We start from the raw sequence: 25,257 nt of genomic DNA on the forward strand, positions 1-25,257 counted from the left end.
CACCTTGCGGTGCGGGCCTTCTTCTACTGCGGTCCTGACGGGATTTGAACCCGCGGCCTCCACCTTGACAGGGTGGCGAGCACTCCAAACTGCTCCACAGGACCAGGTTTCGCGGCGCTTTTTCTTCTGCGTTGCGCTGCGAGTAGGACAGTACAGCAGTGCAGGCCCACGCGTCGAACTCACCCCACGTGGCCACCCGGTTACGGCACGGCGGCGTCGATCGCCTTCACGATCCGCTTGTCCGAGACGGGGTGCGCGGTGCCCAGGGCGTGTGCGAAATAGCTGACCCGGAGCTCCTCGATCATCCAGCGGATGTCCAGGACCTCCTGCGGCACCGGCCGCCCCTGCGGCATCTGTTCGAGCAGCCAGGCGTACTCGTCCTGCATCTCGTGGACCTTCTCCATACGGGTGGTGTCCCGCTGGACGTTGGTCGGCATCTGCTGGAGCCGCCGGTCGGCCGCGACCAGGTACCGCATGAGGTCCGGCAGCCGGCGCGTCCCCGTGGCCGTCACGAAGCCCGGCTTCACCAGCCAGTTCAACTGGGTGCGCACGTCCTGGAGGTTGGCGAGCAGAACCGGGCTGTTCGTCGACTTCAGGCGCCGCTCGCAGGCCTGCCAGGCGGCCAGCACCTGCTGCACCTGGTCCACCGTGCGCACCGTCGCGTCGACGATCTCGGCCCGCACCTTCTCGTACAGCTTGCGGTACGACTCCTCGTCCCAGACGGGCCCGCCGAACTCCCCGATCAGCCGGTCCGCGGCCGCCATCGCGCAGTCCTCGAACAGCGCCTGGATCGAGCCGTGCGGGTTCGCGGAGAGGGAGAGCTTCGCCGCGTTGCTCAGCTTGTCGGAGGCGAACTTGCCCGGGTTCACCGGGATGTTGCGCAGGATGAGCCGGCGCGTGCCCTTCCACATGGCCTGCGCCTGCTCGGCCTCCGTGTCGAAGAGCCGTACGGAGACGGTGTCGCCGTCGTCGACGAGCGCCGGGTACGCCTTGACCGGCTGGCCGGCGCGGCGGGTCTCGAAGACCTTCGACAGCGTGCCGATCGTCCAGTCCGTCAGGCCGGTGCGCTCGACGGACTCCCCGCCGGAGCGCTCGGCCGTCGCCGCGGCCGCCTTGGAGATCGCCTGCCGGGCCTTCGGCTTCAGCCGGAGCTTCAGCGCCTCCAGGTCCTTGTCCTCGGCGAGCTTGCGGCGCCGCTCGTCGACGATCCGGAAGGTGATCTTCAGGTGGTCGGGGACGCGGGCGAGGTCGAAGTCGTCGGCCTTCACCGGGACCCCGACCATGCGCTGGAGCTCGCGCGCGAGCGTCGCCGGCAGCGGCTCCTGCAGGGGCACGGCCCGCTCCAGGAACGCCTTCGCGTAGTTCGGCGCCGGCACGTAGTTGCGCCGGATCGGCTTGGGCAGCGAGCGGATCAGCTCGACCACGACGTCCTCGCGCAGACCCGGGATCTGCCAGTCGAAGCCCTCGTCCGTCACCTGGTTGAGCACCTGGAGCGGGATGTGGACGGTGACGCCGTCCGCGTCCGCGCCCGGCTCGAACTGGTACGTCACCCGGAACTTCAGCGGGCCCTGCCGCCACGAGTCCGGGTAGTCGGCCTTGGTGACCGCCTCCGCGGACTCGCGGATCAGCATCGAGCGCTCGAAGTCGAGCAGCTCGGGCTCGTCCTTCTTCTTGTGCTTCCACCAGGAGTCGAAGTGCGCGCCCGAGACGATGTGCTCCGGCACCCGCTGGTCGTAGAAGTCGAAGAGCGTCTCGTCGTCCACCACGATGTCGCGGCGGCGCGCCCGGTGCTCCAGCTCCTCGACCTCGGTCAGCAGCTTGCGGTTGTCCGCGAAGAACTTGTGGTGGGTGCGCCAGTCGCCCTCCACCAGCGCGTTCCTGATGAACAGCTCGCGCGAGACCTCCGGGTCGATGCGCCCGTAGTTCACCTTGCGCTGGGCCACGAGCGGGACGCCGTACAGCGTCACCTTCTCGTACGCCATCACGGCCGCCTGGTCCTTCTCCCAGTGCGGCTCGCTGTACGTGCGCTTGAGGAGGTGCTCGGCGAGCGGCTCGACCCACTCGGGCTCGATCTTCGCGTTGACCCGCGCCCAGAGCCGGCTGGTCTCCACGAGCTCCGCGGACATGACGAACCGCGGCGGCTTCTTGAACAGCGCCGAGCCGGGGAAGATCGCGAACTTCGCGTTCCGCGCGCCGACGTACTCGTTGCGACCGCGGTCGCGGCCCGCCTGCTTGGGGTCCTTGGCCTGCGACTCCTTCGACTCCTTCACGTCCTTCATGCCGATGTGCGAGAGCAGACCGGACAGGAGGGAGACGTGGATGGAGTCGCCGGGGGCGTCCTCGTCGTTGAGATGGATGCCCATCTGCTTGGCGACCGTGCGCAGCTGCGTGTAGATGTCCTGCCATTCGCGGATGCGCAGGAAGTTCAGGAACTCGCGCTTGCACATCCGGCGGAACGCGGAGGAGCCGAGCTCCTTCTGCTGCTCGCGCACGTACCGCCACAGGTTCAGGAACGCCAGGAAGTCGCTGGTCTCGTCCTTGAAGCGGGCGTGCTGCTGGTCGGCCTGCTGCTGCTTGTCGGAGGGGCGCTCGCGCGGGTCCTGGATGGACAGCGCGGCCGCGATCACCATGACCTCGCGCACGCAGCCGTTCTTGTCCGCCTCCAGGACCATGCGGGCCAGGCGCGGGTCGACGGGCAGCTGGGCGAGCCGGCGGCCCTGTTCCGTGAGCCGCTTGCGGACGTCCTTCTCCGCCGGGTTCAACGCGCCCAGTTCCTGGAGCAGTTGGACGCCGTCGCGGATGTTGCGGTGGTCCGGCGGGTCGATGAAGGGGAACTTCTCGATGTCGCCGAGGCCGGCCGCGGTCATCTGCAGGATGACGGAGGCCAGGTTCGTGCGGAGGATCTCCGCGTCCGTGAACTCGGGGCGGGCGAGGAAGTCGTCCTCCGAGTACAGCCGGATGCAGATGCCGTCGCTCGTACGGCCGCAGCGGCCCTTGCGCTGGTTGGCGCTGGCCTGGCTGACCGGCTCGATGGGCAGCCGCTGCACCTTCGTGCGGTGGCTGTAGCGCGAGATGCGGGCGGTGCCCGGGTCGATCACGTACTTGATGCCGGGGACGGTCAGGGACGTCTCCGCGACGTTCGTCGCGAGGACGATCCGGCGGCCCGTGTGGCGCTGGAAGACCCGGTGCTGCTCCGCGTGCGAAAGGCGCGCGTACAGCGGCAGCACTTCGGTGCTGCGTCCGACAGCGCCTCCCGCGCGGGCGAACTTCTTTTCCAGCGCGTCCGCCGTGTCGCGGATCTCCCGCTCGCCGGAGAGGAAGACGAGTATGTCGCCCTCGCCCTCGCGCTGGAGCTCCTCGACCGCGTCCGTGATCGCCGTGATCTGGTCGCGGTCGGAGTCCTCGGAGTCCTCCTCCAGGAGCGGCCGGTAGCGCACCTCCACCGGATACGTGCGGCCGCTGACCTCGACGATCGGGGCGTCGCCGAAGTGCCGCGAGAAGCGCTCAGGGTCGATCGTCGCCGACGTGATGACGACCTTCAGGTCGGGACGGCGCGGCAGCAGCTGCGCCAGGTACCCGAGCAGGAAGTCGATGTTCAGGGACCGCTCGTGGGCCTCGTCGATGATGATCGTGTCGTACGCGCGCAGGTCGCGGTCCGTCTGGATCTCGGCCAGCAGGATGCCGTCCGTCATCAGCTTCACGAACGTCGCGTCCTGGTTCACCTGATCGGTGAAGCGGACCTTCCAGCCGACCGCGTCGCCCAGCGGCGTGCGCAGTTCCTCCGCCACGCGCTCGGCGACCGTCCGGGCCGCGATCCGGCGCGGCTGGGTGTGCCCGATCATGCCGCGCACCCCGCGCCCCAGCTCCAGACAGATCTTCGGGATCTGCGTGGTCTTGCCGGAGCCGGTCTCACCGGCCACGATCACGACCTGGTGATCGCGGATCGCGTCGGCGATCTCGTCCTTCTTCTGGCTGACCGGGAGCTGTTCGGGGTACGTGACCTCGAGCTCGGCCCGGCGGGCACGGCGCGTGTCCGTACGCACCGCGGCCTTCTCGGCCTCGGCGTCGATCTCGGCGACGACCGCGGCCCGGGCCTCGGGCTTACGGATCTTGCGGGCCCCTTCCAGCCTGCGACCGAGGCGGTGGGCGTCGCGAAGGGACAGCTCGGACAGGCGCCGCGCTACGGCGGCGATCCGGTCGGCGGCGGGGGCAGGCTGCGTAGACATACGTCCTCCAGGATCTCACCTCGGAGAAATTCGTGGCGAACGGTTTTGCCGCGGGCCCCGCACCCGGGGAGGGACGTGGGTCCTTCTGGGATGTATGCGGCTTATACGTGCTTTAGCGTGCAGGGTATGTCGCCCCTGGCCGATGACGAACAGCCGCGCCCGCACCCGCCGCACGGCGAGCACGGACGCCCGCCCACCCGGGCCGACCACTGGGCCAACTACAAGAAGTCCCCGTTCTTCCCCGCGACCGTCCTCGTCCTGATCCTCGCGGCCGCGGCCGCGCTCTTCGCCGCCGCCTACACGTACTCCATGGCCAACCCCACCCCGCACCACATCCCCACCGGCGTCACCGGCCAGTACGACCAGGCCCGCGGCCGGCAGTTCCTCGGCGCGATGGAGAAGGCGCTCGACGCCCAGCTCGACCTCAAGCCCTACGCCTCCCGGCAGGACGCCGCCGAGGCCATCGACGAGCAGCGCGTCTACGCCGTGTTCGACGTACGGGACGGCGGCGACCGGGTCCTGCTCGACGTGTCCGGCGCCTCCGGGTTCTCCGTCGCCCAGGTCTTCACCGAGGCCGGACCCGCCGTCGGCAAGGCCACCGGCATCCCCGTCACCGTCCGCGACGTGCGCCCGCTGCAGAGCGGCGACCCGCGAGGCCTCACGATCTTCTACATCTCGCTCGCCGCCGTGATCATCGGTTTCGTCGGCGCGATCCAGCTCAGCGTCCACGCCCGCGCCCTGAACCCGGCCGAGCGGATCGCCTTCACGGCCGCCTACGCCCTGCTCGGCGGCTTCGCCGTCGCCGCCGTCGCCGACTGGTGGCTCGGCGCGGTCGACCTGCCCTTCGTCGAGTCCTGGCTGATCCTCGCGCTGACGATGTTCACCTGCGGCATGGTCTTCACGATGTTCAACACGTTCTTCCACCGCTGGGCGATGATCCCGACCTGGGGCCTGCTCGTGCTGCTCGGCAACCCGGCCTCCGGCGGAGCCGTCGCCCCGCCGCTGCTCCCCACCTTCATCGGCCGGGTCGGCCAGTGGCTCCCGCCCGGCGCCTCCGTCAACGCCCAGCACACGGCGGTCTACTTCCAGGGCCACCAGCACGCCTTCCCGTTCCTGGTGCTGACCGCCTGGTCCCTCGTCTCCTGCGCCCTCTTCTGGTTCTGGCGCCACCGCCACCCGGGCGGCCGCGGCACCCAGCCCCTGCATGCGGCCCCGGTGTAGCCCTCGTCCCGGGCCGCGCCGCCCGTAGGCTCCGGCCATGCCGAACGAACTGTCCGTGGTGGACCGCCTGAGCGTCCTGCCGTTCCCGGCGGGGCGGACCCGGCCATCGGAGGAGGACGTGTGGGGCGGGCCCGGACACCACCTCGCCGTGCTCCGCGAGAGCCGGGACTTCTGGGACAGCCGCGACGAGGAGATCGTCGAGGCGGCCGAGCAGGAGATCGAGTCCGCGCACACGGCACTCGCCGCCCGGCTGACCGGACGCTGGGGCGCGCCGCACGCGATCGAGCTGTGGCCGTATCTGGAGACGGACGGCCCGGTGCCCGAACCGATGGGCTTCCTGAGCTGCATGGCCGGGAGCGTCCAGGTGTGGCGGCTGCCGGCCACCGACCGCTGGATCGGGCTCGCCGTGGGCCAGGCCGACCCGGAATGGCCCATTCAGCTGCTCCTGGCGGTCGGTGAGACCGCGGTGCTGCCGGAGAACTGACCCGGAAACGACTTCGGGCCCCGTCCGATGGACGGGGCCCGAAGGCTTGTGGCTGGGGCCGGGGTCGAACCGGCGACCTATCGCTTTTCAGGCGATCGCTCGTACCAACTGAGCTACCCAGCCACGAAGTTCCGAAGAACTTCAGCGGTCCTGACGGGATTTGAACCCGCGGCCTCCACCTTGACAGGGTGGCGAGCACTCCAAACTGCTCCACAGGACCAAGCTGTTGCGCGACTAAGTGTCGCACAGTGTCTTGCGTGCCCCCAACGGGATTCGAACCCGTGCTACCGCCTTGAAAGGGCGGCGTCCTAGGCCGCTAGACGATGAGGGCTATCGGCCCGCCTGCGCGCTTCGCAGCGCGTCGGGGACGTGAGAAGCATATGGGATGCGGGGACGGTTCGCCAAAACGGTTTACGGGGTGACCTCCGGAGGGCTCGGCGACGGCGTGGCCCCGGGCTGGTTCTCGGCCGGGAGATGGCGGCTGACCTCGGCCGTCGTCAGGCCCAGACCGCCCAGCCTGATCTCGTCCCAGGCCTGGAGCCGCTTGGTCGTCCGGTCCAGATAGAGCACCGACGCCTCCACCGGGTCCGGCTCCTTGTCGTCGACGGCACGCAGCCCGCTGCCCCCGGTCGAGCCCTCGATCCGCAGCCGGGTCCCCAGCGGCAGCACCTCCATCTCCTGGTGGTGGACGTGCCCCGCCAGGACCAGCGGCACCGCCCCGTCCGTCTGGCGCGCGGCGAGCGGGTTGTGGGCCAGCGCGACGTCGACGGGCGTGCCGGCCGCCCGCTGGTCGCGCAGGGCCGAGGCGAGCCGGATGCCCGCGAGACGCTCGGCGGGGTCGCCGAGGGCCTTCGTGGAGCGGTCCGGCGTGTACTGGGGGTCGCCGGTGCCCGCGAAGCGCAAGCCCGCGACGGTGGCCGCCCGGCCCTCGTCGAGCACGTGCACGTTCTTGAAGCGGCCCAGATAGCGCTGGGTCTCCTTCGAGTCGTGGTTCCCGCGGATCCACACGTACGGGGCGCCCAGGTCGGCGACCGGGTCGAGGAAGGCGTTCTCGGCGGTGGAGCCGTGGTCCATGGTGTCGCCGGTGTCGACGATCACCGAGATCCGGTACTGCTTCACGAGCGAGGCGATGATCTTCCAGGACGCCGGGTTGAGATGGATGTCGGAGACGTGCAGGACGCGGATCGTGGACGGGTCGGGCCGGTACGCGGGAAGCGTGGACGTCACGTCGTAGAGCTTGGTGACGTTCGTGACCAGGCGGGCCAACTCCTGCTGGTAGACGTCGAACTCGGTGACGATCGAGCGGGCGTTTCCGACGACGGAGGGCGCCGAGGACAGCAGCCCGGAGAAGCGGGGCTCCAGGACCGACTTCGGGTTCCAGGTGGCGTACGCGCTCACGCCCGAGGCCATCAGGAGCGCGAGGGCGAGGCCGCCGGCGGCGAGGGCGCGGCGCGGGCGGCGGTAGACGGCGAGGCCGAGGGCGGTGGCGCCGGAGACGACGGCGACGCAGGAGCGCAGGGCCAGGTCGACGGTGCCGTGCTCGACGTCGCGGGCCACCTCGTCCTGGAGGCCGGAGATGCGCTCGGGGTGGTCGACGAGGGCCTGGGAGCGGTCGGGGTCGAGCCGGTCGACGTCGACGTCCAGGCGGATCGGGCCCGTGTGGGAGTCCAGCTCCAGGGCGCCGAGCGGCGACACGTTGATCTTCGTGCCGCCGGTCAGGGACGGCCGCAGCGTCATCTTGGTGTCCATCGGGCCGACCGGAGTGCGGACGCTGCCCACGATCAGCAGGCCCAGCCAGGCGCCGAGCAGGACGACGGCGACCAGGCCGAGGGCGCGGGCCACGGGGTGCGGCGGCTGCACGAGCTGCAGGGCGAGGGGGCGCGCGCGGGGGTCCCGGGCTCCCCGCACGGGGCGGAGCGCCCGGCGCAGGACACGTATGGCGGCGGTGGGCGAGCGGGCCATTGCTCCCGTATGCCCAAGTGAGCGGGTGGATATGCGGGTTGTGCCGGACAATGGCCGGGTGCTGGAGATGACGCGTGAGGAGTTCGAGGAACTGGTCGCCGAGGCGCTCGACCGGATTCCGCCCGAGTTGACGCGGCTCATGGACAACGTGGCCGTGTTCGTGGAGGACGAGCCGCCCGCCGACGATCCCGAGCTGCTCGGGCTCTACGAGGGCACGCCGCTGACCGACCGCGGCGAGTGGTACGCGGGGGTGCTGCCGGACCGGATCACGATCTACCGGGGGCCGACGCTGCGGATGTGCGAGGCGCGGGAGGACGTGGTCGCGGAGACGGAGATCACCGTGGTGCACGAGATCGCGCACCACTTCGGGATCGACGACGCCCGGCTGCACGCGCTCGGATACGGCTGACGGGCGGTTGCGGCCGGTTCCGGCCGGGGTGGCGCGTGTCTTCTTGCGGGGCGCGGGAGTTGGGAACGGTGTCCCCGTTCCGTGCCCCGGAGGTGCCCCCGTGCGCCAGCTGCCCGTATCCGTCCGTGTCCTTCGTCTGGGGCGTGTGGCCGCGACCGCGGTGGCCGTCGCCGCGGCCGCCGGGTGCATGAGTGTGGCCGACGGCAAGGACGGGCCCGCGCCCTCGCACTCCGCCTCGCACCGCGGTGGCGCCGCGGCTCCCGAGGGCGGGACGGCGGACTCGGGCGGGGCCGCCGCGCCGCGGGCCGGCCGCGACCCCGGCCGCGCGGGGGCGTCTGACGGGGCGGACGGCGACGCGAAGGGCGCCGAGGACGGCAAGGGCGGCAAGGACGGGCACGGCGACGAGGGCGCGGACGGCGCCTCGGCGGAGCCGTCGGGCTCGGCGTCGCCCCCGAGCGGCGGCCGCCCCACGAAGCCCGCGCCCGCGACCTCCCCGGGCCGGCCGACGCCGCCGCGCACCACCCCGCCGGTGTCGACGCCCACGCCGGACCCGACCCCGTCGCAGACCCCGCCGCCGTCCCCGACGACCGCGGAGCCCTCGTCCTCGGCGCACGAGCAGGCCGGGGCGCGCGTGATGATGGGGGAGCCGACCCCGCGCGCCGGGGCGCCCGCCTGAGCGCTCGCGGCCCGCTGTGAGCGGGGTCTCAGGGATCTGGTTTGCCTCGGGGGTGGGTGGGTGCGTATGGTGGTAGATCGTTTGATCCCATTTGCCCGGCGCCGCAGAAGAGAGCGCCGTGTGGCGCGTACTCTCCCTTGCCGTGGCTGGACCGCATTGAGGCGGTCGACTTGCGAAAGCGCAATTACACGGAGTTGACGGGCGCGTGCCGAGACTCCGGAAGGTTTCGCATTTCGCATGTCCATTTCCCTTGAGAACCTCGCTGACCAGAACGTCGACGCCGTCGAGAACGACGTGACCGACGCGGCCGTCATCGAGGCCCCCGAGGCCCCCGAGGCCGACGTCGTCGAGGCCGCCGAGGCCGAGCTCGACGAGATCGAGGACGCCGAGCCCACCATCACCTTCGCCGACCTCGGTCTGCCCGAGGGCGTCGTCCGCAAGCTCGCGCAGAACGGGGTGACCACCCCCTTCCCGATCCAGGCCGCGACCATCCCGGACGCCCTGGCCGGCAAGGACATCCTCGGCCGCGGCCGCACCGGCTCCGGCAAGACCCTCTCGTTCGGTCTGCCGACGCTGTCGCGTCTGGCCGGCGGCCGCACCGAGAAGCACAAGCCGCGCGCCGTCATCCTCACCCCGACCCGTGAGCTCGCGATGCAGGTCGCGGACGCGCTGCAGCCCTACGGCGACCAGGTCGGCCTGAAGATGAAGGTCGTCTGCGGCGGTACGTCGATGGGCAACCAGATCTACGCCCTGGAGCGCGGCGTCGACATCCTCGTCGCCACCCCGGGCCGTCTGCGCGACCTCATCAACCGCGGCGCCGCCGACCTCAGCGCCGTCGAGGTCGCCGTCCTCGACGAGGCCGACCAGATGTCCGACCTGGGCTTCCTGCCCGAGGTCACCGAGCTGCTCGACCAGGTCCCGGCCGGCGGCCAGCGCATGCTCTTCTCCGCCACCATGGAGAACGAGATCAAGACGCTCGTCACCCGGTACCTGAACGACCCGGTCAGCCACGAGGTCGACGCCGCCCAGGGCGCCGTCACGACCATGTCGCACCACATCCTCATCGTGAAGCCCAAGGACAAGGCGCCGGTCACCGCGGCCATCGCCTCCCGCAAGGGCCGCACGATCATCTTCGTCCGCACCCAGCTGGGCGCCGACCGCGTCGCCGAGCAGCTGCGCGAGTCCGGTGTGAAGGCCGACGCGCTGCACGGCGGCATGACGCAGGGCGCGCGCACCCGCACCCTCGCCGACTTCAAGGACGGTTACGTCAACGTCCTGGTCGCGACCGACGTCGCCGCCCGCGGCATCCACGTCGACGGCATCGACCTGGTCCTGAACGTGGACCCGGCCGGCGACCACAAGGACTACCTGCACCGCGCGGGCCGCACGGCGCGTGCCGGCCGCACCGGCACGGTCGTCTCCCTGTCGCTGCCGCACCAGCGCCGCCAGATCTTCCGCCTGATGGAGGACGCGGGCGTCGACGCCGGGCGTCACATCATCCAGGGCGGCGCGGCCTTCGAGCCGGAGGTCGCCGAGATCACCGGCGCCCGCTCCATGACCGAGGTCCAGGCCGAGTCCGCGGGCAACGCGGCGCAGCAGGCCGAGCGCGAGGTCGCCTCCCTGACCAAGCAGCTGGAGCGCGCCACCCGGCGTGCCACCGAGCTGCGCGAGGAGGCCGACCGTCTCACCGCCCGCGCCGCCCGTGACCGTGGCGAGGACGAGGAGGGCGTGGCCGCGGCCGTCGCCGCCGCCGCGGAGGCCGCTGCCGCCGCTGTCGTCGTCGAGGTCCCGGAGCAGCCGGAGCGTTCCTCGTACGAGCCGCGCCAGCGCCGTGACGAGCGGGGCAACTACGAGCGCCGTGACCGTCGTGACGACCGGGGCGGCGACCGTGGTGGCCGTTCCTTCGAGCGTCGTGACGACCGCGGTGGTGACCGTGGTGGCTTCCGCCGTGACGACCGCCGTGACGACCGGGGCGGCGACCGTGGGGGCCGTTCTTTCGAGCGTCGTGACGACCGCGGTGGCTTCCGCCGGGACAACGACCGTGGTGGCTTCAACCGTGACGACCGCGGCGGCCGTTCCTTCGAGCGCCGTGACGACCGGGGCGGCGACCGTGGTGGCCGTTCCTTCGAGCGCCGCGACGACCGCGGCGGCGACCGTGGCGGCTTCCGCCGCGACGACCGCCCGTCGGGCCACCGGGGCAGCGACCGCCCGTTCAACCGTGACCGCCGCGACGACCGTCCCTCCACGGGCCACCGTCCGTACGGCCGCCGTGACGACCACCGCGGTGCCGGTTCCGGCTCGTCCTTCGGCCGCCGCGACGACAAGCCGCGCTGGAAGCGCAACGGCTGACACTCCGACCGGCACTGATCGCCCATTGACCGGCGCCGACCGGCACTGAGCGCGGAAGCGGGTCCCTCTCTCACGAGAGGGGCCCGCTTTTTTCGTTCCCGCCGGACGGGTGCGCGCTGCTAGGCTCCGGGGGCCCGTGTCACGGGTCTTCACTTTCGTACCGAGGGGCCCCACACCCTCCATGGTTCACACATGGTTCAAGGAGGGGCATTGCCTCGTCGGGGTCGTCTTCTGTCGGTGTCGCTGGCCGCGCTCATGGCGCTCGGCACCGCCTCGCTCACCTTCGCGCAGCCCGTGGGTGCCGCCGGTGCCGAGACCGTCGTACCGACGGGCGACGTCTGGGGGATCGACTTCGCCGGTGGTCATCTCAGCACCGTCGAGCGGGCTCCCAACGGGGAGCAGTACGTCACCGACCGGACCGTCTCGGCGGACGGCGCCACGGTGGGGGCCCTGTCGCGGCGCGGGTTCGCGGGGACCTACGCGGTCGGCCAGCACGCCGAGCGGGTGCCGTGCGACGCGAGCGGCGGCTGCGTGCCGCTGCGGGCGACCGGTGACGGCGGCGTCGGCTACTTCTCCGTCCACAGCGACGGCACCGAGCGGGCGCAGATCTGGCTGGGCCCGGACTCGTACCACTCCGCCGACGAACCCTCCGTCACCGGCGGCCGGTTCACCGACGTCAGCGGCCGCTTCTTCGCCTACTCCGCCGCTTCCACCGGCAAGCAGTACGTCGACGCCACGCAGACCTACCGTTCGGCGGACGTGCGGCTGACCCGCACCACGAGCGCCGCGTCCCTGTGGGGCACGCGGCTGTGGACGCCGGGATCCGGCGCGGGGGTGGTCACCTCGTACGACCTGAAGGCGAAGAAGACGGTGGCGACCGTGTCCACCGGGGCGCCGTGCACCGTCAAGGAGCTTCAGGTGATCGGGCGTTGGCTGTACTGGAACTGCGGTTCCGGCGGCCCCGCGGGCGTCTACGACCTCACCGCGCAGAAGAACATCACCGTGCCGTCGGGGCCCGCGCTCGTCGGCGACGGCTATCTCGTCCAGCACGACCGGACCGCCGGGAAGCTGCTGCTCACCGACTTCCACACGGGCACGGCGCAGGCCCCGCGCGCCGTCGCCGACCTTCCGGCGGGCGCCACCGCGGACCAGCGGCGGCTGACCTGGTCCGTGGACAAGTTCGGCGGCGACATCGCGTACGTGGGCCAGGACCAGGCCGTGCACATCGTGCAGAGCGGCGTGCCGGCGCAGGGCCTCACGAAGATCGAGTCGGATGTCGACGGCGCGACCCTGGACGCCAAGGGCCGCGACGGCGCCTCCACCGCCTGGAACAGCACCTGGCAGTTCAACAAGCCCGCCACCTGGACGTTCACGGTGAAGGACGGCTCCGGCAAGGTGGTGCGCACCCTGCGCGGCGGCGGCGACGCCACGGCGCGGGTGGCGTGGGACGGCCGGACGGACGCGGGCACCTACGCCTACAACGCCGCCTACACGTGGACGCTGAGCGCGACCGGCGCCGACGGCACCGGCACCTTCGCCACCTCCGGCGGCATCGCCCTCACCGGCGGCCTCCAGGGCCACCACGACCAGGGCGGCTACCGCTTCGGCGAAATGGTCACCCTCAACTCCTCGGGCGGCCTGACGCTGCACTACACCGAGGGCAAGGGCACGTTCGACTGGAAGCAGTCCGGATCCGGCTGGCCCGCCGGCACCGTGGCCGTGCCGTTCGGCGACATGGGCAGCGACCGCTGCTCCGAGCTGCTGGTGCGCACGCCGGACGGTGAGCTGCGCCGTTACGCGGGCAAGTGCGGCAGCGGCGCCTACGTCCCCGGGAGCAGCCACACCTCGCTGGGCACCGGCTGGAACGCGTACAACGTGCTGACCGCGCCCGGCGACCTGACCGGTGACGGGCGGGTGGACCTGCTGGCCCGCAAGGCGTCCACCGGTGACATCTACGTGTTCGCGAACGACGGCCACGGCAAGCTCCTCGCCGGCAAGAAGATCCGCTCCGCCTGGACGTACACCCACATCGTCGGCGCCGGTGACCTGAACGGCGACGGGCTCGGGGACCTGCTGGCCCGCGGCAAGGACGGCACCCTCTACCGCTACGACGGCAAGGGCGACGGCACCCTGAAGGACCGGGTCACCGTGTTCACCGACTGGGGCGGCTCGTACACGACGATCGTGGGGGCCGGCGACATCACGGGTGACGGCCGCAACGACCTCGTGGTGCGGGACAAGGACGGGAACCTGTACCGCAACGACGGCAAGGGGAACGGGTCGTTCACCTCGCGGACGAAGATCGCGACCGGATGGGCGTACAAGGGCGTCTTCTAGCCCGCCGACCGGTCCTTGATCGACCGCATGTCGGGCCCCCGGCACGGGAATCGCTGGGGGCATGACAAGTGAAGCGAACGAAGCGATCGACCGGAAACCGCCGCCCGGGCCGCAGGGCCCGGCGGCGAGCGCCGGCTCGGACGAGGAGCGTCTCGCCCAGCTCGGCTACACCCAGGTGCTGGCCCGACGGATGTCGGCATTCTCCAACTACGCCGTCTCCTTCACCATCATCTCCGTCCTGTCCGGCTGTCTGACGCTGTATCTGTTCGGCATGAACACCGGCGGCCCCGTGCTCATCACCTGGGGCTGGGTCGGCGTCGGACTGATGACGCTGTTCGTCGGGCTCTCGATGGCCGAGATCTGTTCGGCCTATCCGACCTCCGCGGGCCTGTACTTCTGGGCGCACCGGCTCGCCCCGGAGCGGTCGGCGGCGGCCTGGGCCTGGTTCACCGGCTGGTTCAACGTGCTCGGGCAGGTCGCCGTGACCGCCGGCATCGACTTCGGCGCCGCGTCCTTCCTCGGCGCGTACCTGAACCTGCAGTTCGGCTTCGAGGTGACGCCCGGCCGCACGATCCTGCTCTTCGCCGCGATCCTGCTGCTGCACGGCCTGCTGAACACCTTCGGCGTGCGCATCGTCGCGTTCCTCAACAGCGTCAGCGTGTGGTGGCACGTGCTCGGCGTCGTCGTCATCGTCGCCGCGCTCGCCGTCGTCCCCGACCACCATCAGTCGACGGCCTTCGTCTTCACCCACTTCGTCGACAACACCGGCTGGGGCAGCGGCCTCTACGTCGTCCTGATCGGCCTGCTCATGGCCCAGTACACGTTCACCGGCTACGACGCCTCCGCGCACATGACCGAGGAGACCCACGACGCGTCCACCGCCGGACCGAAGGGCATCGTCCGCTCGATCTGGACGTCCTGGATCGCCGGCTTCGTGCTCCTGCTCGGCTTCACCTACGCGATCCAGTCGTACCAGGGCGCCCTGGACTCGCCGACCGGCGCGCCGCCCGCGCAGATCCTCCTCGACGCGCTCGGCGCCACCGCCGGCAAGCTCCTGCTCCTGGTCGTGATCGGCGCCCAGCTCTTCTGCGGCATGGCCTCGGTCACCGCCAACTCCCGCATGATCTACGCCTTCTCGCGCGACGGGGCCCTGCCGTTCTCCCGCGTCTGGCACACCGTCAGCCCCCGCACCCGCACCCCCGTCGCCGCCGTCTGGCTCGCCGCGGCGGGCGCCCTCGTCCTCGGCCTCCCGTACCTCATCAACGTCACGGCGTACGCGGCCGTCACCTCGATCGCCGTCATCGGCCTCTACATCGCCTACGTCGTCCCGACGCTGCTGCGGCTGCGCAAGGGCGACGCGTTCGAGCGCGGCCCCTGGCACCTGGGCCGCTTCTCCCGCCCGATCGGCATCGTCGCGGTCGCCTGGGTGGCCGTCATCACGATCCTCTTCATGCTCCCCCAGGTCTCCCCGGTCACCTGGGAAACCTTCAACTACGCCCCGATAGCGGTCCTCGTCGTACTCGGCTTCGCCGGGACGTGGTGGGGGGTGTCGGCGCGGCACTGGTTCCTGCGCGAAACACCCCGCGACGAGCCCTGACACCCCGGGATGCCGATACCCGATCGGCGTCCCGGGTCGCTCGGGCTATGCTCGGGGTTGCGTCGGCCGGTGCCGGCGTGGTGGACCCTTAGCTCAATTGGCAGAGCAGTGGACTTTTAATCCATTGGTTGTGGGTTCGAGTCCCACAGGGTCTACGCGTACAGGCGGCGCCCGGGTCGGCTTCGGTCGGCTCGGGCGCCGCTGTGTTCCGGCGGGTCGTCAGCTCAGGGAGCTGTCCTTGACCGTGCAGGTGGCGCTGTCGGCCGGGCACCAGTGGGTGCGGCCGCCGACGAGGTGGAGTTCGAGGTCCGCGTCGCTCATGCCGTTGCGGTCGAGGGCGGCGCGCAGGGCGGTCGGCGCGGGCTGGGGCGGGAGGCCGAGGACGCCGATGACGACGACGCCGTTGCGGGCCTCGACCGAGGCGATCTGCCATTGGCGGCCGGAGGCCCACTTCTCGGCGACCGGACGGGCGTCGGCGGCGAGCGCGCGGTCCCGGGCCACGGACACGGTGCCGGTGGTGAGCGGCACCGCGATCAGCAGGACCACGGCCGCGACCGCCACGAGCGTGCGGCCGTGGAACCGCCCCACGGCGATGCCCGACTCCTGGGCCGCGCCCCGCACTCCGTAGAGCAGGAACACCACGGTCCCGGTGGCCACGATCGCGGCCACGTTGGTCGCGAACAGCAACGCCGACTCGCTCGCGTCGTGGTAGCGGCCGACCGTGAGGAGCAGGCCCGTCACGGCGAGCGGCGGCACGAGCGAGATGGCGATGGCGACGCCGGGCAGCGTGTCGGAGATGTCCGCGCGGACCAGAGCGAACGCGCCGACCGTGCCCGTCGCGAGCGCGGCGAGAAGGTCGATGAGGCGTGGGCTGATCCGTGACGAGACCTGGCTGTTGGAGGCGAACGCGTCCGGGGGAGCGGCGATCCAGCCGAGCAGCATGCCGACCGCGACGACCGCGAGCGCGCCCCCGAGCACGAGCAGCGCGCAGCGCGTCACCTGAGCGCGGTCGGCGAGGACGAGGGCCAGGGCGCTGCCCAGGATCGGGGTCATGAGAGGGGCGACGATCATGGCGCCGATGACGGTGGCGGTGGAGTCGCCCACCACGCCGGCGCTCGCGATGACCGCGGCGAGCACGAGCAGACCCCAGAAGCGGGTCGAGCTCGGGCTCCTGAAGTCCCGCTCGATGAACAGCGTTCCGGTCATCCGGCGTGCGGTGCCCGCGTCTGCATGAGCCATGTGATCAGGAACCTTCCACGGGTGCGCCGGGTGACGGGCGCGGTGCGGATCTCGAAATGCGCGCCCCAAAACCGCGGTGAATACTTTTCAGCACCATCCGGCCACATGGCGGAAAAGAGGCATGCATGGACGACTACCCGCTTCTGGACCTGCTTCTCACGATGCTTTTCTTCTTCCTCTGGATCATGTGGTTCTTCCTGCTCTTCCGGGTGATCATGGACATCTTCCGGGACGACGACCTGAGCGGCTGGGGCAAGACCGGCTGGCTCATCTTCTGCCTGGTCCTGCCGTTCCTCGGCGTGTTCGTCTACGTGATCGCCCGGGGCAAGGGCATGGGGCAGCGGGACGTGAAACAGGCGAAGGACCGGGAAGCGGCCTTCCAGGACTACATTCGCAAGACGGCCGGCGAGACGAACGCGGGTGCCGGCGGAAGCGATGAAATCGCCAAACTCGCCACACTCGCCGAACTCCACAAGTCCGGATCGCTGAGCGACGAGGAGTTCGGTAAGGCGAAGGCCAAGCTGCTCGCCTGAACGGGCGGGCCGGAAAGGTGAATCTCCGTGCTCAGTGAAGAAATCGACGCCGACACCGTCGGCCCGGTGGACGTCGCCGTGATCGTCTTCGAGGGCAACCGGTTCAACGGCGAGGTCGTGCCGGCCCTGCAGGAGCTGCAGGGGGACGGAACCGTACGCATCCTCGACCTGACCTTCGTACGGAAGACCGGCGACGGCTCCGTCGACGTCGTCGAGCTGACCGACCCGGCGGTGGCGGAGACGTTCGGCCAGGTGGCCGGGGCCCGGTTCGACCTGCTCAGCGACGAGGACCTGCGCACCGTCGCCGAAGGGCTCCCGCCGGAGTCCTCGGCCGCGGTGGTGGCCTGGGAGAACACCTGGGCCGCCCGGCTCGGCGCCGCGATCCGCGGCTCGGGCGGCGAGATCGTGATGCTGGAGCGCATCCCCAGGACCACCGTCGCCGAGGCGGTCGCCGCGCTCGGAGCGTGACACCCACCTGGCGGAACCCGTGACGCGGACCCGTCGCGGAGCACCTGGACCCCGAACACCACCGGAAGGGACCTCACCATGCCTCAACGCTTCGGGCGGCCCGGCCTGCTCGGCACCATCGCCCGCACCGCGGTGATCTCGGGCACCGCCTCCGCGGTCTCCAACCGGGTCAACCGCGGCATGGCCGAGCGGGACATGCGCCGGCAGGCTGAGGCCCAGGCCGCCTGGCAGGGGCCGCCCCAGGGCGAGCCCCCCGCCGCGCCGCCGCAACCGCCCGCCCCGCAGCAGCCCGCGGCCACGGACCGGGTCGCTCAGCTCACCGCGCTCGCCGACCTCAAGGCGCAGGGACTGCTGACCGACGAGGAGTTCGCGGCCGAGAAGGCCCGGGTCCTCAACTCCTGACCGCCGTAGCGGCACACCGACGCCCGCCCCCGTGACCGGCACGGGGGCGGGCGTTGCGGGTGCGGCCGGTGCCTCACGCCGCCTTGGTGAGGGTGGAGCGGTCCAGCCGGGCCGGGGCCGCGGACGCCCGCGTGGTCTCGTGGCGGGGCCACAGGACCAGGGCTCCGCCGGCGCCCACCGCGGCGAGGGCCGCGAGGACGGTCCAGGCGAGCGGGAAGCCGGCCGTCGTGCCGAGCCATCCGGCGATCGGGTAGGTGACCAGCCACGCCAGGTGGGACAGGGAGAACTGGGCCGCGAAGATCTCGGGGATCGCGGCGCGGCCGGCGGAGGCGCGCAGGACCTTGCCGGTGGGCGTGATGATCAGCGCCATGCCGATGCCGGTCACGGCCCACACGGCCGCGGTGCCGGCCCACGTGGTGAGGCCCGTCGCGATGACGGTGACGGCGGCGGTGGTCGCGGCGACGAGGACGGCGGCGCCGGTGAGCATCACGGTGCGGGCGGCGATCCGGTCGAGGACGCGGGGGAGGGCGAGGGCGGCCAGGAGCGTCCCGGTGCCGGAGGCGGCGAGCATCCAGGCCACGTCCGACTGAGAGCCGCCGAGCACGTCCCGTACGTAGTTGACGGTGTTGACGACGACGATCGAACCGGCGGCGGCGACCGTGAGGTTCAGCGCCATGACGCCGCGCAGGCGCGGGGTCGTGAGGAAGGTCCTGATGCCTGCCGCGGCCTTGTCCCAGGCCTTGGTGTGGGTGCTGGGGCGGGCGTCGGGGACGCGGGCCGACAGGACGAGCAGGGCGGAGACGAGGAACCCGGCGGACGTGCCGAGGAACAGCCGGTCGAAGCTCATGAAGGTCAGGGCGACGGCCGCGAGGACCGGGCTGAGCAGGCTCTCCATGGTGGAGGCGACCTGGGAGGCGGACAGCGCCCGGGTGTAGGCGGACTCGTCGGTGACGATGTCGGGGATGACGGCCTGGAAGGTGGGGGTGAAGGCCGCGGAGCCGGCCTGGAGCAGGCCGATCAGTACGTAGACGTGCCACACCTCGCTGACCAGCGGGAGCGCGAGGACGACCGCGCCGCGGAGCACGTCGAGGGCGACGAGGAGGGCTCTTCTCGGGAGCCGGTCGATGTACGCGGCGGCCAGCGGTGCGATGACCACGTACATGACCATCTTGATGGTCAGGGCGGTGCCGAGGACCGTGCCGGCGCGGGGGCCCGCGAGGTCGTAGGCGAGGAGTCCGAGGGCCACCGTGGTGAGCCCGGTGCCGAAGAGGGCGATGACCTGGGCGCCGAAGAGGTGGCGGTAGTCGCGGATCGCGAACAGTCGCATGACGGGTTCCTTCCGTGTGCGTGCGGTGGGGCACGGCCCCGGGGTGGAGGCCGTGCCCCGCGGGTACAGGCGGGGGCGTCGCGGTCAGGCACCGGCGTCACCTCCCGGGGTGAGGCCGGCGAGGAGGTTGAAGGCGCCGGTGAGGACGTTCAGGGCGACGACGCCGACGACATCGGCGATCGCGCGGTCGCTGTAGCCGTGGGCGCGCAGCGCGGTGATCTGCTCGTCGGTGATCGACGTCGGCTCGCGGTGGACCTGGAGGGCGAGGGCGACGATCGCCGCGATCGCGGGATCGGCCGAGGTGCCCGCGCGGGCCCGCTCGATCTCGTCCTCGTCCACGCCGAGCGCGCGGGCGGCGGCGATGTGGGCCTCCAGGCAGAGGCCGCAGCCCTGCTGGGCCTGTACGGCGACGGAGATCCGCTCGCTGATCCGGCGGTCGAGCTTGGCGCGGCCCATGGCCCGGCTGAGCTGGAGGTATCCGCCCAGGACGGCCGGTGAGTGGGCCATCGTGGAGACCATGCCGCCGATCTGTCCGTGCCGGGAGACCAGGTCGGCGAGGAGGTCGCGGGACGCGCCGACGGCCGTCTCGGGGGTGAGTGGGGTGAGGCGGGGCATTGGGTGCGCTCCCTTCTTGAGAGTGCTCGGGTTTCTCTTGAGAGTGCTCGGGTTTCCGGGCGGGTGGGGTAGGGGCGGGGGGTATGCGCGCCCCGGCCGTCAGTGGTGGGCGTGGGCGTCGTGGTGGCCGTGGTGCGCGTGGTGTCCGTGGTCGCCGTGCTCCGGCGCGGCGTCCGCGGTCTTCGGCGCCGTGCGCACGGTGAACTCGGCGGTCCGGACGACGCCCTCGTGCTGGAAGTCCAGGTACAGGCGGTACGTGCCGGCCGAGGGGGCGACGGCCATGAAGGAGATCTCGGGGCCCGGGGCGGTGACGCCGTCGCCGGGGGCGCCCTCCGGGTGGACGTGGAGGTAGCCGAGGTCGCCGACGCGCAGGGCGACGAGGTGTCCGTAGGCGGCCAGGTAGGGCTCGAGGTCGGTGACGGGCCGGCCGTCGCGGCTGACGGTGAGGGTCAGCTCGCTCGCCTCGCCGGCCCGGAGCGAGCCGTCCAGCGTGACCGCGTAGTCGCCGAGCCGGGCGATGCCGGTGGCCTCGGGGAGGGGGCGCGGGTCGTAGGCGCCGGCGACCGCCACGTCGGCGCCCAGGGTCAGGGTGCCGGTGTGGCCGGCCGGGTGGATGTCGGTGAAGAACCGCCAGTCGCCCGGCGTCAGGGTCAGCTCGGTCGTCCAGACGCCCTTCTCGTCCCGCACCGGGTGCACGTGCTGGAACCCGGAGGTGTCCCGCCGTACGGCGATGAAGTGCAGTTCCTTCTCGTGCTCGGGCACGAACTCGGTCACGGGGCGCCCGTCGGGGCCGGTCACGCGGAAGGTGATCGTCCGGGGGCCGGCGCCGAGGACCGTCGCGTCGAGCTCCAGCGTGTACCCGCCCTCGGAGACCGACAGGCCGCCCGCCTGGGTGCCGTGACCGGCGTGGGCGGAGTGGTCGGTGTGGCCGGCGTGAGCAGCGTGGTGGTTCGTCATGACAACTCCCTGGGCTCTGATCCGTCTTCGGGTGCCGTCCGCTCGGGGCGACGATCAGAAACATATACCCCCCGGGGGTATCTATGGAAGGGGATCCCGAGAAAACTTCGGGCGCCGGGCCGGGGGCGGGGGCGGCTCAGGGCCGGGGTCGCAGGAACAGTGCCGCGAGGGCGACGCCGAGGAGGACGAGCCCCGCGTTCACCGCGATGGCCGTCGTGACGCCGCTGTGGACGGCCGAGGCCGTGGTCGCTCCCGCCGTGGCGGCCGTGACCACCGCGGACATGACGGGGGTGCCGAGCGTGATGCCGACCTGCTGCGCCATGGACGCGAGGCCGGTGGCCAGGCCCTGTTCGGCGTCGGGGAGCCCGCTCGTCGCGGTCACCATGAATCCGACGATGACCAGCATGTTGCCGACGCCGCCGAAGAAGGTCGCGGGCAGCAGCAGGGCGAGCGACGCGCCGGTCGACGTACCGAGGAAGAGCAGGGCGGCGGTGAAGACCGTCTGGACGAGGCCGCCCGCCACCAGGGCCGTCAGGGGCGAGGTCAGGGCGATCACGCGCGGGGCGAGCAGCCCGCCGGCCACCGTGCCGAGCCCCAGCACGCCGAACGTGACGCCGGCCGCGAGCGGCGAGAAGCCCAGGGTCTTCTGCAGGTACAGGGTGAGCAGGTAGACGAGGGACGTCTCGGTGACGAAGGCGAGCAGACCGAGGACGTTGCCCCAGGCCACGGTGCGGCGGCCGAGCGTGCGCAGCGGCACGAGGGGCGCGGAGGCCCGCCGCTCGATCAGGAAGAACGCGGCCAGCAGGAGCGCGCCCGCGCCGAGTCCGAGCGGGGCGTGCGGGTGGGTCCAGCCGCGTTCGCCGGCCTGGGTGAGCCCGAAGACGAGGCCGAGCAGGCCGAGGGTGACGGTGAGCGCGCCGGGCAGGTCGAGGCGGGGGCGCTCGGTGGGACGGGACTCCTTGATGACGGCCGGGGCGATCACCACGACGGCGAGTGCGACCGGCACGTTCAGGAAGAACGCCCAGCGCCACGAGAGGAGGTCGGTCAGGACGCCGCCGAGGATCGCGCCGGTGGTGAAGCCGGCCGACATGAGCGCGCCGTTGATGCCCAGCGCCTTCTGGCGCAGCGGGCCCTCCGCGAAGGAGGTCGTGAGGAGGGCGAGGCCGGCCGGGGTGGCGGCCGCGGTCGCCAGGCCCTGGGCGACCCGGGCGGCGAGCAGCACCTCCGGGCTGGTCGCGAGGCCGCCGGCGAGCGAGGCGGCGCCCAGCAGCGCGAGGCTGCCGATGAAGATCTTCTTGCGGCCGATCAGGTCGCCGATCCGGCCGAAGAAGAGGGTGAAACCGGCCGCCGAGAGCGCGAACGCCGTGGCGATCCACTGCAGGTCGGAGAGGGCGAAGCCGAGGCTGTCGCCGATCGCGGGCAGCGCGACGTTCAGGATCGAGAAGTCGACGGCCAGCATGAACTGGGCGACGAGGAGGACGGCGAGGACCAGCTTCAGCCGGCCGGAGAGCCGCTCCGTGGCGGGCGCGGCCTGTGCTCCGTGCCGCCGGGCATCGGTGGGTGCGGTGGTGGACATGGGCGTACGGCCCCTTCCGTGAACGCGGAGACGTAATGGGTCTGTGGTTCCGTTACGTCGGAACGTAGCACGGCTGGAGCTGGTAAGGGAACCGTGGTTCCGATAAGCTGAGTGCTGTGAGAGTGCCGGACGGGAATCGGGCACCCCGCACACCCGCCCCCCACGACGGACGAAAGAGAGCCCCCATGTCCGGCAGTGCCGCAGCCCCCGGTACCCAGCGCCCCGGCGGCCGCACCGCCCGGGTCCGCGAGGCCGTGCTCCAGGCCGCGGGCGACACCCTCGCCGCCGACGGCTTCGACGCCCTGGACCTCGGCGAGATCGCCCGCACCGCCGGCGTCGGCAAGACCACCGTCTACCGGCGCTGGGGCAGCCCCGGCGCGCTCGCCGCCGACCTGCTCGCGGACATGGCGGAACAGTCACTGCCCCGCGCGGACACCGGCACGCTCGAGGGCGACCTCCGGGCCAACGCCCGCCTGGTCGTGGCGACCCTCACCGATCCCCGCCAGGGCCGCCTGTTCAAGGCCCTGATCGCGGCGTCCCTGTGCAACGAGCAGGCCGCCGAGGCCCTGCACCGCTTCTACGCCGTGCGGATCGGGGAGTGGGCGGGCTGCGTCACGGACGCCGTCGCCCGCGGGGAGGTCCCGGCCGGGACGGACCCGGACGCGGTCGTCGCCGCCGTCTCGGCCCCGCTCTACTACGCCCTGCTCAACACCGGCCGCCCGCTGACCGACGCGGAGGCCGCCCGTGCCGCCCGCGCCGTCGCCGAGGCGGCCCGCGCCGGAGTCTGGGCCCCGTCGGGCACCGCGGAGGTCACGGATTCCTGAGCGGGCGGGTGTGGATCTTGGACATGCAGGCCGGAAGCGCCGCGTCCGCCCCGTGCTCCCGCGCCCGGTACGCACTCGGGCTCTCCCCGACGAGCTCGGTGAACCGCGTGCTGAACGTGCCCAGCGACGTGCACCCGACCGCGAAGCACACCTCGGTCACCGACAGGTCGCCGCGCCGCAGCAGGGCCTTCGCCCGCTCGATCCGCCGCGTCATCAGATAGCTGTACGGCGTCTCGCCGAACGCGGCGCGGAAGCTGCGGGAGAAGTGGCCCGCGGACATCAGGGCGTCCTGGGCCAGGGCCGCCACGTCGAGCGGCTCGGCGTAGTCGCGGTCCATCCGGTCGCGGGCCCGCCGCAACCGCACGAGGTCGTCCAGATCCGGGCGCTTCACCCGCCCATTTTCCCACCGCAACCCGACGGACGGACCCGTTCCGCCCCCAAGCGCGACCCGGCACTGGGCCAGGGACCCCGACCGGCCCCGACCGAGGCCTCACCCACCCCCTGACGGCATCTCAAGAATGGGTGCTTGGGGGAATCTTGACTCGCCGGGTGCTCCCTACCGGCTCAACAGATCCTGCGCCGCGCGCCCCCGCGGGTCACGCTTCGAGTGACCGAACCGGAGGTGTTGCATGGCAGCGGGCACGCGGGCACGAGCTGTTCTGCTGGGACTGTTGATCCCCGCCCTGATGGCGGGCGCGACGGCATGCGGCGGCGCGGCCGCAACCCGTGCGCAGATCGCCGCCCGGCCGGAGAAGCGTCCCGCCGGCCAGACCTTCGCCCACCCCGGCGTCCTGGTCGGCAAGGCCCAGCTCACGGCGGCGCGGCAGCACGTCGAGCACCGGCAGGAGCCGTGGGCGTCCGCGTACCGGCAGATGAGCCGCAGCAAGTACGCGAGCCCCGCCTACAAGGCGAAGCCGTACGCGGTCGTGGAGTGCCCGCCGGACACCCGCCCCGGGCAGGGCTGCGTGGAGGAGCGCGAGGACGCCATCGCCGCGTACACCCAGGCCCTGCTCTGGAACATGACCGGCCGCAGAGCGCACGCCGAGAAGGCCGTGCAGATCATGAACGCCTGGTCGGACAAGGTGAAGAAGCACACCGAGGGCAACGCCGGACTCCAGACCGCCTGGGCCGCGACCTCCTGGGCCAAGGCCGCCGAGCTGATGCAGTACACGTACGACGGCTGGCCGGACGGGCAGGAGCTCAAGTTCCAGCGGATGCTGCGGGACGTCTACCTGCCGGTCGTGCGGGGCGGATCCGCCGACTTCAACGGGAACTGGGACCTCGTCATGGCCGACGCCACGATGAGCATGGCCGTGTACCTGAACGACAAGCCGTCCTTCGACAAGGCGGTGCACCACTTCCGCACCCGCGTCCCCGCCTACTTCTACCTGTCCTCCGACGGGAAGCTGCCGGTCAAGCCCGAGGGCAGCGACATCGACACCCCGGAGAAGATCCACACGTACTGGTTCGGGCAGACCACGTTCAAGGACGGGCTCTCGCAGGAGACCTGCCGCAACTTCAAGCACGCCAGCTACTCGCTGGCCGCCACCTCGCACATGGCCGAGACCGCCTGGCACCAGGGCCTCGACCTGTACGGGGAGGTGAAGGACCGGCTCGCGGCCGCGCTCGAGTTCCACTCCAAGTACCAGCTGGGCGCCACCGCCCCGGCCTGGCTGTGCGGCGGCAAGGTGCAGCGGGACATGGGTCCGGACACCGAGGTGGGCCTCGCGCATCTGCGGGGGCGGCTGAAGATGGACCTGCCGCAGACCACCCGGCTCACCCGGGAGGAGCGGCCCGAGGGAACGGACGACCTGTTCGTGGCCTGGGAGACCCTCACCCACGCGCGGGCCGCCTGATCCGGGCCCGCGGCAACCGATTCGCGTTTACCTCCACCGATGGCGTACTGTTGGTTTCACCGACGCGGGGTGGAGCAGCTCGGTAGCTCGCTGGGCTCATAACCCAGAGGTCGCAGGTTCAAATCCTGTCCCCGCTACTGACAGAGCGAGGGGGGGGGGGGGTCCGCTCTGGGGGGTGGGGGGGGGGTGTTAGGGGGTT

At 71.8% G+C, this 25,257-nt stretch carries 20 protein-coding genes and 6 tRNA genes; 14 read left to right on the plus strand and 12 right to left on the minus strand.

Annotation, left to right across the window (positions count from 1 at the left end; genetic code table 11):
* Positions 1–29: 29 nt before the first annotated feature.
* Both ACFW9D_RS07295 and hrpA read right to left on the minus strand, forming a co-directional pair.
* Positions 30–104, minus strand: a tRNA-Asp gene (locus ACFW9D_RS07295).
* 96 nt (positions 105–200) lie between these two features.
* Positions 201–4,226 (minus strand): ATP-dependent RNA helicase HrpA, encoded by a 4,026-nt coding sequence (gene hrpA, locus ACFW9D_RS07300; protein ID WP_384618894.1) that lies wholly within the window; start codon positions 4,224–4,226, stop codon positions 201–203.
* A 126-nt stretch (positions 4,227–4,352) separates the two neighbouring features.
* Between hrpA and ACFW9D_RS07305 the strand changes: the two genes are divergently transcribed.
* Both ACFW9D_RS07305 and ACFW9D_RS07310 read left to right on the plus strand, forming a co-directional pair.
* Positions 4,353–5,447 carry an ABC transporter permease gene (locus tag ACFW9D_RS07305; RefSeq protein ID WP_188337813.1) on the plus strand — a complete coding sequence of 365 codons (1,095 nt, stop codon included), beginning with the start codon at positions 4,353–4,355 and terminating at the stop codon, positions 5,445–5,447.
* Between the two features lie 37 nt (positions 5,448–5,484).
* Positions 5,485–5,931: a hypothetical protein gene (locus ACFW9D_RS07310; protein ID WP_384618899.1), complete on the plus strand. Its 447-nt coding sequence runs from the start codon at positions 5,485–5,487 to the stop codon at positions 5,929–5,931.
* 49 nt (positions 5,932–5,980) lie between these two features.
* On the opposite strand, the gene ACFW9D_RS07315 is transcribed toward ACFW9D_RS07310, so the two are convergent.
* The 4 genes from ACFW9D_RS07315 to ACFW9D_RS07330 form a co-directional block, all read right to left on the minus strand.
* A tRNA-Phe gene (locus tag ACFW9D_RS07315) sits at positions 5,981–6,054 on the minus strand.
* A 22-nt stretch (positions 6,055–6,076) separates the two neighbouring features.
* Positions 6,077–6,151: transfer RNA gene (locus tag ACFW9D_RS07320), tRNA-Asp, on the minus strand.
* 38 nt (positions 6,152–6,189) lie between these two features.
* A tRNA-Glu gene (locus ACFW9D_RS07325) sits at positions 6,190–6,262 on the minus strand.
* Positions 6,263–6,342: 80 nt separating this feature from the next.
* Positions 6,343–7,893 carry a metallophosphoesterase gene (locus ACFW9D_RS07330; RefSeq protein WP_384618902.1) on the minus strand — a complete coding sequence of 517 codons (1,551 nt, stop codon included), beginning with the start codon at positions 7,891–7,893 and terminating at the stop codon, positions 6,343–6,345.
* A 58-nt stretch (positions 7,894–7,951) separates the two neighbouring features.
* Here ACFW9D_RS07330 and ACFW9D_RS07335 point away from each other — a divergent pair, with 58 nt between their 5' ends.
* The 6 genes from ACFW9D_RS07335 (at position 7,952) to ACFW9D_RS07360 (ending at position 15,416) form a co-directional block, all read left to right on the plus strand.
* Complete coding sequence (locus ACFW9D_RS07335) at positions 7,952–8,302, plus strand: metallopeptidase family protein (protein WP_384618905.1); 351 nt, start codon at positions 7,952–7,954, stop codon at positions 8,300–8,302.
* Positions 8,303–8,447: 145 nt separating this feature from the next.
* A complete protein-coding gene (locus tag ACFW9D_RS07340; protein ID WP_384618908.1) occupies positions 8,448–8,978 on the plus strand; it encodes a hypothetical protein in 531 nt (176 codons plus the stop codon).
* 237 nt (positions 8,979–9,215) lie between these two features.
* Positions 9,216–11,327 carry a DEAD/DEAH box helicase gene (locus ACFW9D_RS07345; protein WP_384618911.1) on the plus strand — a complete coding sequence of 704 codons (2,112 nt, stop codon included), beginning with the start codon at positions 9,216–9,218 and terminating at the stop codon, positions 11,325–11,327.
* Positions 11,328–11,537: 210 nt separating this feature from the next.
* A complete protein-coding gene (locus tag ACFW9D_RS07350; protein ID WP_384618914.1) occupies positions 11,538–13,664 on the plus strand; it encodes an FG-GAP-like repeat-containing protein in 2,127 nt (708 codons plus the stop codon).
* Positions 13,665–13,725: 61 nt separating this feature from the next.
* The gene (locus ACFW9D_RS07355; RefSeq protein ID WP_384618917.1) at positions 13,726–15,261 is read left to right on the plus strand and encodes an amino acid permease; all 1,536 of its coding nucleotides are present in this window, start codon (positions 13,726–13,728) and stop codon (positions 15,259–15,261) included.
* 82 nt (positions 15,262–15,343) lie between these two features.
* Positions 15,344–15,416, plus strand: a tRNA-Lys gene (locus ACFW9D_RS07360).
* Between the two features lie 64 nt (positions 15,417–15,480).
* Here ACFW9D_RS07360 and ACFW9D_RS07365 read toward each other — a convergent pair.
* Positions 15,481–16,500: a DUF389 domain-containing protein gene (locus ACFW9D_RS07365; protein ID WP_384618918.1), complete on the minus strand. Its 1,020-nt coding sequence runs from the start codon at positions 16,498–16,500 to the stop codon at positions 15,481–15,483.
* Between the two features lie 125 nt (positions 16,501–16,625).
* Here ACFW9D_RS07365 and ACFW9D_RS07370 point away from each other — a divergent pair, with 125 nt between their 5' ends.
* From ACFW9D_RS07370 to ACFW9D_RS07380, 3 genes are all read left to right on the plus strand, one after another.
* Positions 16,626–17,033: an SHOCT domain-containing protein gene (locus ACFW9D_RS07370; protein ID WP_384618921.1), complete on the plus strand. Its 408-nt coding sequence runs from the start codon at positions 16,626–16,628 to the stop codon at positions 17,031–17,033.
* 27 nt (positions 17,034–17,060) lie between these two features.
* Positions 17,061–17,501: a DUF6325 family protein gene (locus tag ACFW9D_RS07375; RefSeq protein ID WP_384618924.1), complete on the plus strand. Its 441-nt coding sequence runs from the start codon at positions 17,061–17,063 to the stop codon at positions 17,499–17,501.
* Positions 17,502–17,579: 78 nt separating this feature from the next.
* Positions 17,580–17,903: an SHOCT domain-containing protein gene (locus tag ACFW9D_RS07380; RefSeq protein ID WP_384618926.1), complete on the plus strand. Its 324-nt coding sequence runs from the start codon at positions 17,580–17,582 to the stop codon at positions 17,901–17,903.
* Between the two features lie 73 nt (positions 17,904–17,976).
* Here the strand turns inward: ACFW9D_RS07380 and ACFW9D_RS07385 are convergent, their stop codons facing one another.
* From ACFW9D_RS07385 to ACFW9D_RS07400, 4 genes are all read right to left on the minus strand, one after another.
* Positions 17,977–19,230 carry an MFS transporter gene (locus tag ACFW9D_RS07385; RefSeq protein ID WP_384618928.1) on the minus strand — a complete coding sequence of 418 codons (1,254 nt, stop codon included), beginning with the start codon at positions 19,228–19,230 and terminating at the stop codon, positions 17,977–17,979.
* An 84-nt stretch (positions 19,231–19,314) separates the two neighbouring features.
* Positions 19,315–19,845, minus strand: a complete 531-nt coding sequence (locus tag ACFW9D_RS07390; protein WP_188337801.1) for a carboxymuconolactone decarboxylase family protein — start codon at positions 19,843–19,845, stop codon at positions 19,315–19,317.
* A gap of 99 nt (positions 19,846–19,944) precedes the next feature.
* Complete coding sequence (locus tag ACFW9D_RS07395; protein ID WP_384618931.1) at positions 19,945–20,802, minus strand: hypothetical protein; 858 nt, start codon at positions 20,800–20,802, stop codon at positions 19,945–19,947.
* Between the two features lie 136 nt (positions 20,803–20,938).
* Positions 20,939–22,378 carry an MFS transporter gene (locus ACFW9D_RS07400; RefSeq protein WP_384618934.1) on the minus strand — a complete coding sequence of 480 codons (1,440 nt, stop codon included), beginning with the start codon at positions 22,376–22,378 and terminating at the stop codon, positions 20,939–20,941.
* Positions 22,379–22,563: 185 nt separating this feature from the next.
* Here ACFW9D_RS07400 and ACFW9D_RS07405 point away from each other — a divergent pair, with 185 nt between their 5' ends.
* Positions 22,564–23,202 (plus strand): TetR/AcrR family transcriptional regulator, encoded by a 639-nt coding sequence (locus ACFW9D_RS07405; RefSeq protein ID WP_384618937.1) that lies wholly within the window; start codon positions 22,564–22,566, stop codon positions 23,200–23,202.
* Here ACFW9D_RS07405 and ACFW9D_RS07410 read toward each other — a convergent pair.
* Complete coding sequence (locus ACFW9D_RS07410; protein WP_223206412.1) at positions 23,189–23,539, minus strand: helix-turn-helix transcriptional regulator; 351 nt, start codon at positions 23,537–23,539, stop codon at positions 23,189–23,191. The two genes, ACFW9D_RS07405 and ACFW9D_RS07410, sit on opposite strands and share 14 nt — an antisense overlap.
* Before the next feature lie 292 nt (positions 23,540–23,831).
* On the opposite strand from ACFW9D_RS07410, the gene ACFW9D_RS07415 reads away from it, so the two are divergent.
* The gene (locus tag ACFW9D_RS07415; protein WP_223206035.1) at positions 23,832–25,058 is read left to right on the plus strand and encodes an alginate lyase family protein; all 1,227 of its coding nucleotides are present in this window, start codon (positions 23,832–23,834) and stop codon (positions 25,056–25,058) included.
* A gap of 63 nt (positions 25,059–25,121) precedes the next feature.
* Positions 25,122–25,195 (plus strand) — tRNA-Met (locus ACFW9D_RS07420).
* Positions 25,196–25,257 lie beyond the last annotated feature (62 nt).

Origin of the sequence: Streptomyces sp. NPDC059524 (assembly GCF_042749255.1) — a bacterium.
In the GTDB taxonomy this organism is placed as follows: Bacteria; Actinomycetota; Actinomycetes; order Streptomycetales; family Streptomycetaceae; genus Streptomyces; species Streptomyces xanthii.

Coding starts and splice junctions, on each gene's coding strand:
- ACFW9D_RS07390 (WP_188337801.1), bottom strand. CDS start 19,845: ATGCCCCGCCTCACCCCACTCACCCCCGAGACGGCCGTCGGCGCGTCC.
- ACFW9D_RS07355 (WP_384618917.1), top strand. CDS start 13,726: ATGACAAGTGAAGCGAACGAAGCGATCGACCGGAAACCGCCGCCCGGG.
- hrpA (WP_384618894.1), bottom strand. CDS start 4,226: ATGTCTACGCAGCCTGCCCCCGCCGCCGACCGGATCGCCGCCGTAGCG.
- ACFW9D_RS07400 (WP_384618934.1), bottom strand. CDS start 22,378: ATGTCCACCACCGCACCCACCGATGCCCGGCGGCACGGAGCACAGGCC.
- ACFW9D_RS07385 (WP_384618928.1), bottom strand. CDS start 19,230: ATGCGACTGTTCGCGATCCGCGACTACCGCCACCTCTTCGGCGCCCAG.
- ACFW9D_RS07405 (WP_384618937.1), top strand. CDS start 22,564: ATGTCCGGCAGTGCCGCAGCCCCCGGTACCCAGCGCCCCGGCGGCCGC.
- ACFW9D_RS07415 (WP_223206035.1), top strand. CDS start 23,832: ATGGCAGCGGGCACGCGGGCACGAGCTGTTCTGCTGGGACTGTTGATC.
- ACFW9D_RS07410 (WP_223206412.1), bottom strand. CDS start 23,539: ATGGACCGCGACTACGCCGAGCCGCTCGACGTGGCGGCCCTGGCCCAG.
- ACFW9D_RS07330 (WP_384618902.1), bottom strand. CDS start 7,893: ATGGCCCGCTCGCCCACCGCCGCCATACGTGTCCTGCGCCGGGCGCTC.
- ACFW9D_RS07380 (WP_384618926.1), top strand. CDS start 17,580: ATGCCTCAACGCTTCGGGCGGCCCGGCCTGCTCGGCACCATCGCCCGC.
- ACFW9D_RS07310 (WP_384618899.1), top strand. CDS start 5,485: ATGCCGAACGAACTGTCCGTGGTGGACCGCCTGAGCGTCCTGCCGTTC.
- ACFW9D_RS07305 (WP_188337813.1), top strand. CDS start 4,353: ATGTCGCCCCTGGCCGATGACGAACAGCCGCGCCCGCACCCGCCGCAC.
- ACFW9D_RS07370 (WP_384618921.1), top strand. CDS start 16,626: ATGGACGACTACCCGCTTCTGGACCTGCTTCTCACGATGCTTTTCTTC.
- ACFW9D_RS07365 (WP_384618918.1), bottom strand. CDS start 16,500: ATGGCTCATGCAGACGCGGGCACCGCACGCCGGATGACCGGAACGCTG.
- ACFW9D_RS07395 (WP_384618931.1), bottom strand. CDS start 20,802: ATGACGAACCACCACGCTGCTCACGCCGGCCACACCGACCACTCCGCC.
- ACFW9D_RS07345 (WP_384618911.1), top strand. CDS start 9,216: ATGTCCATTTCCCTTGAGAACCTCGCTGACCAGAACGTCGACGCCGTC.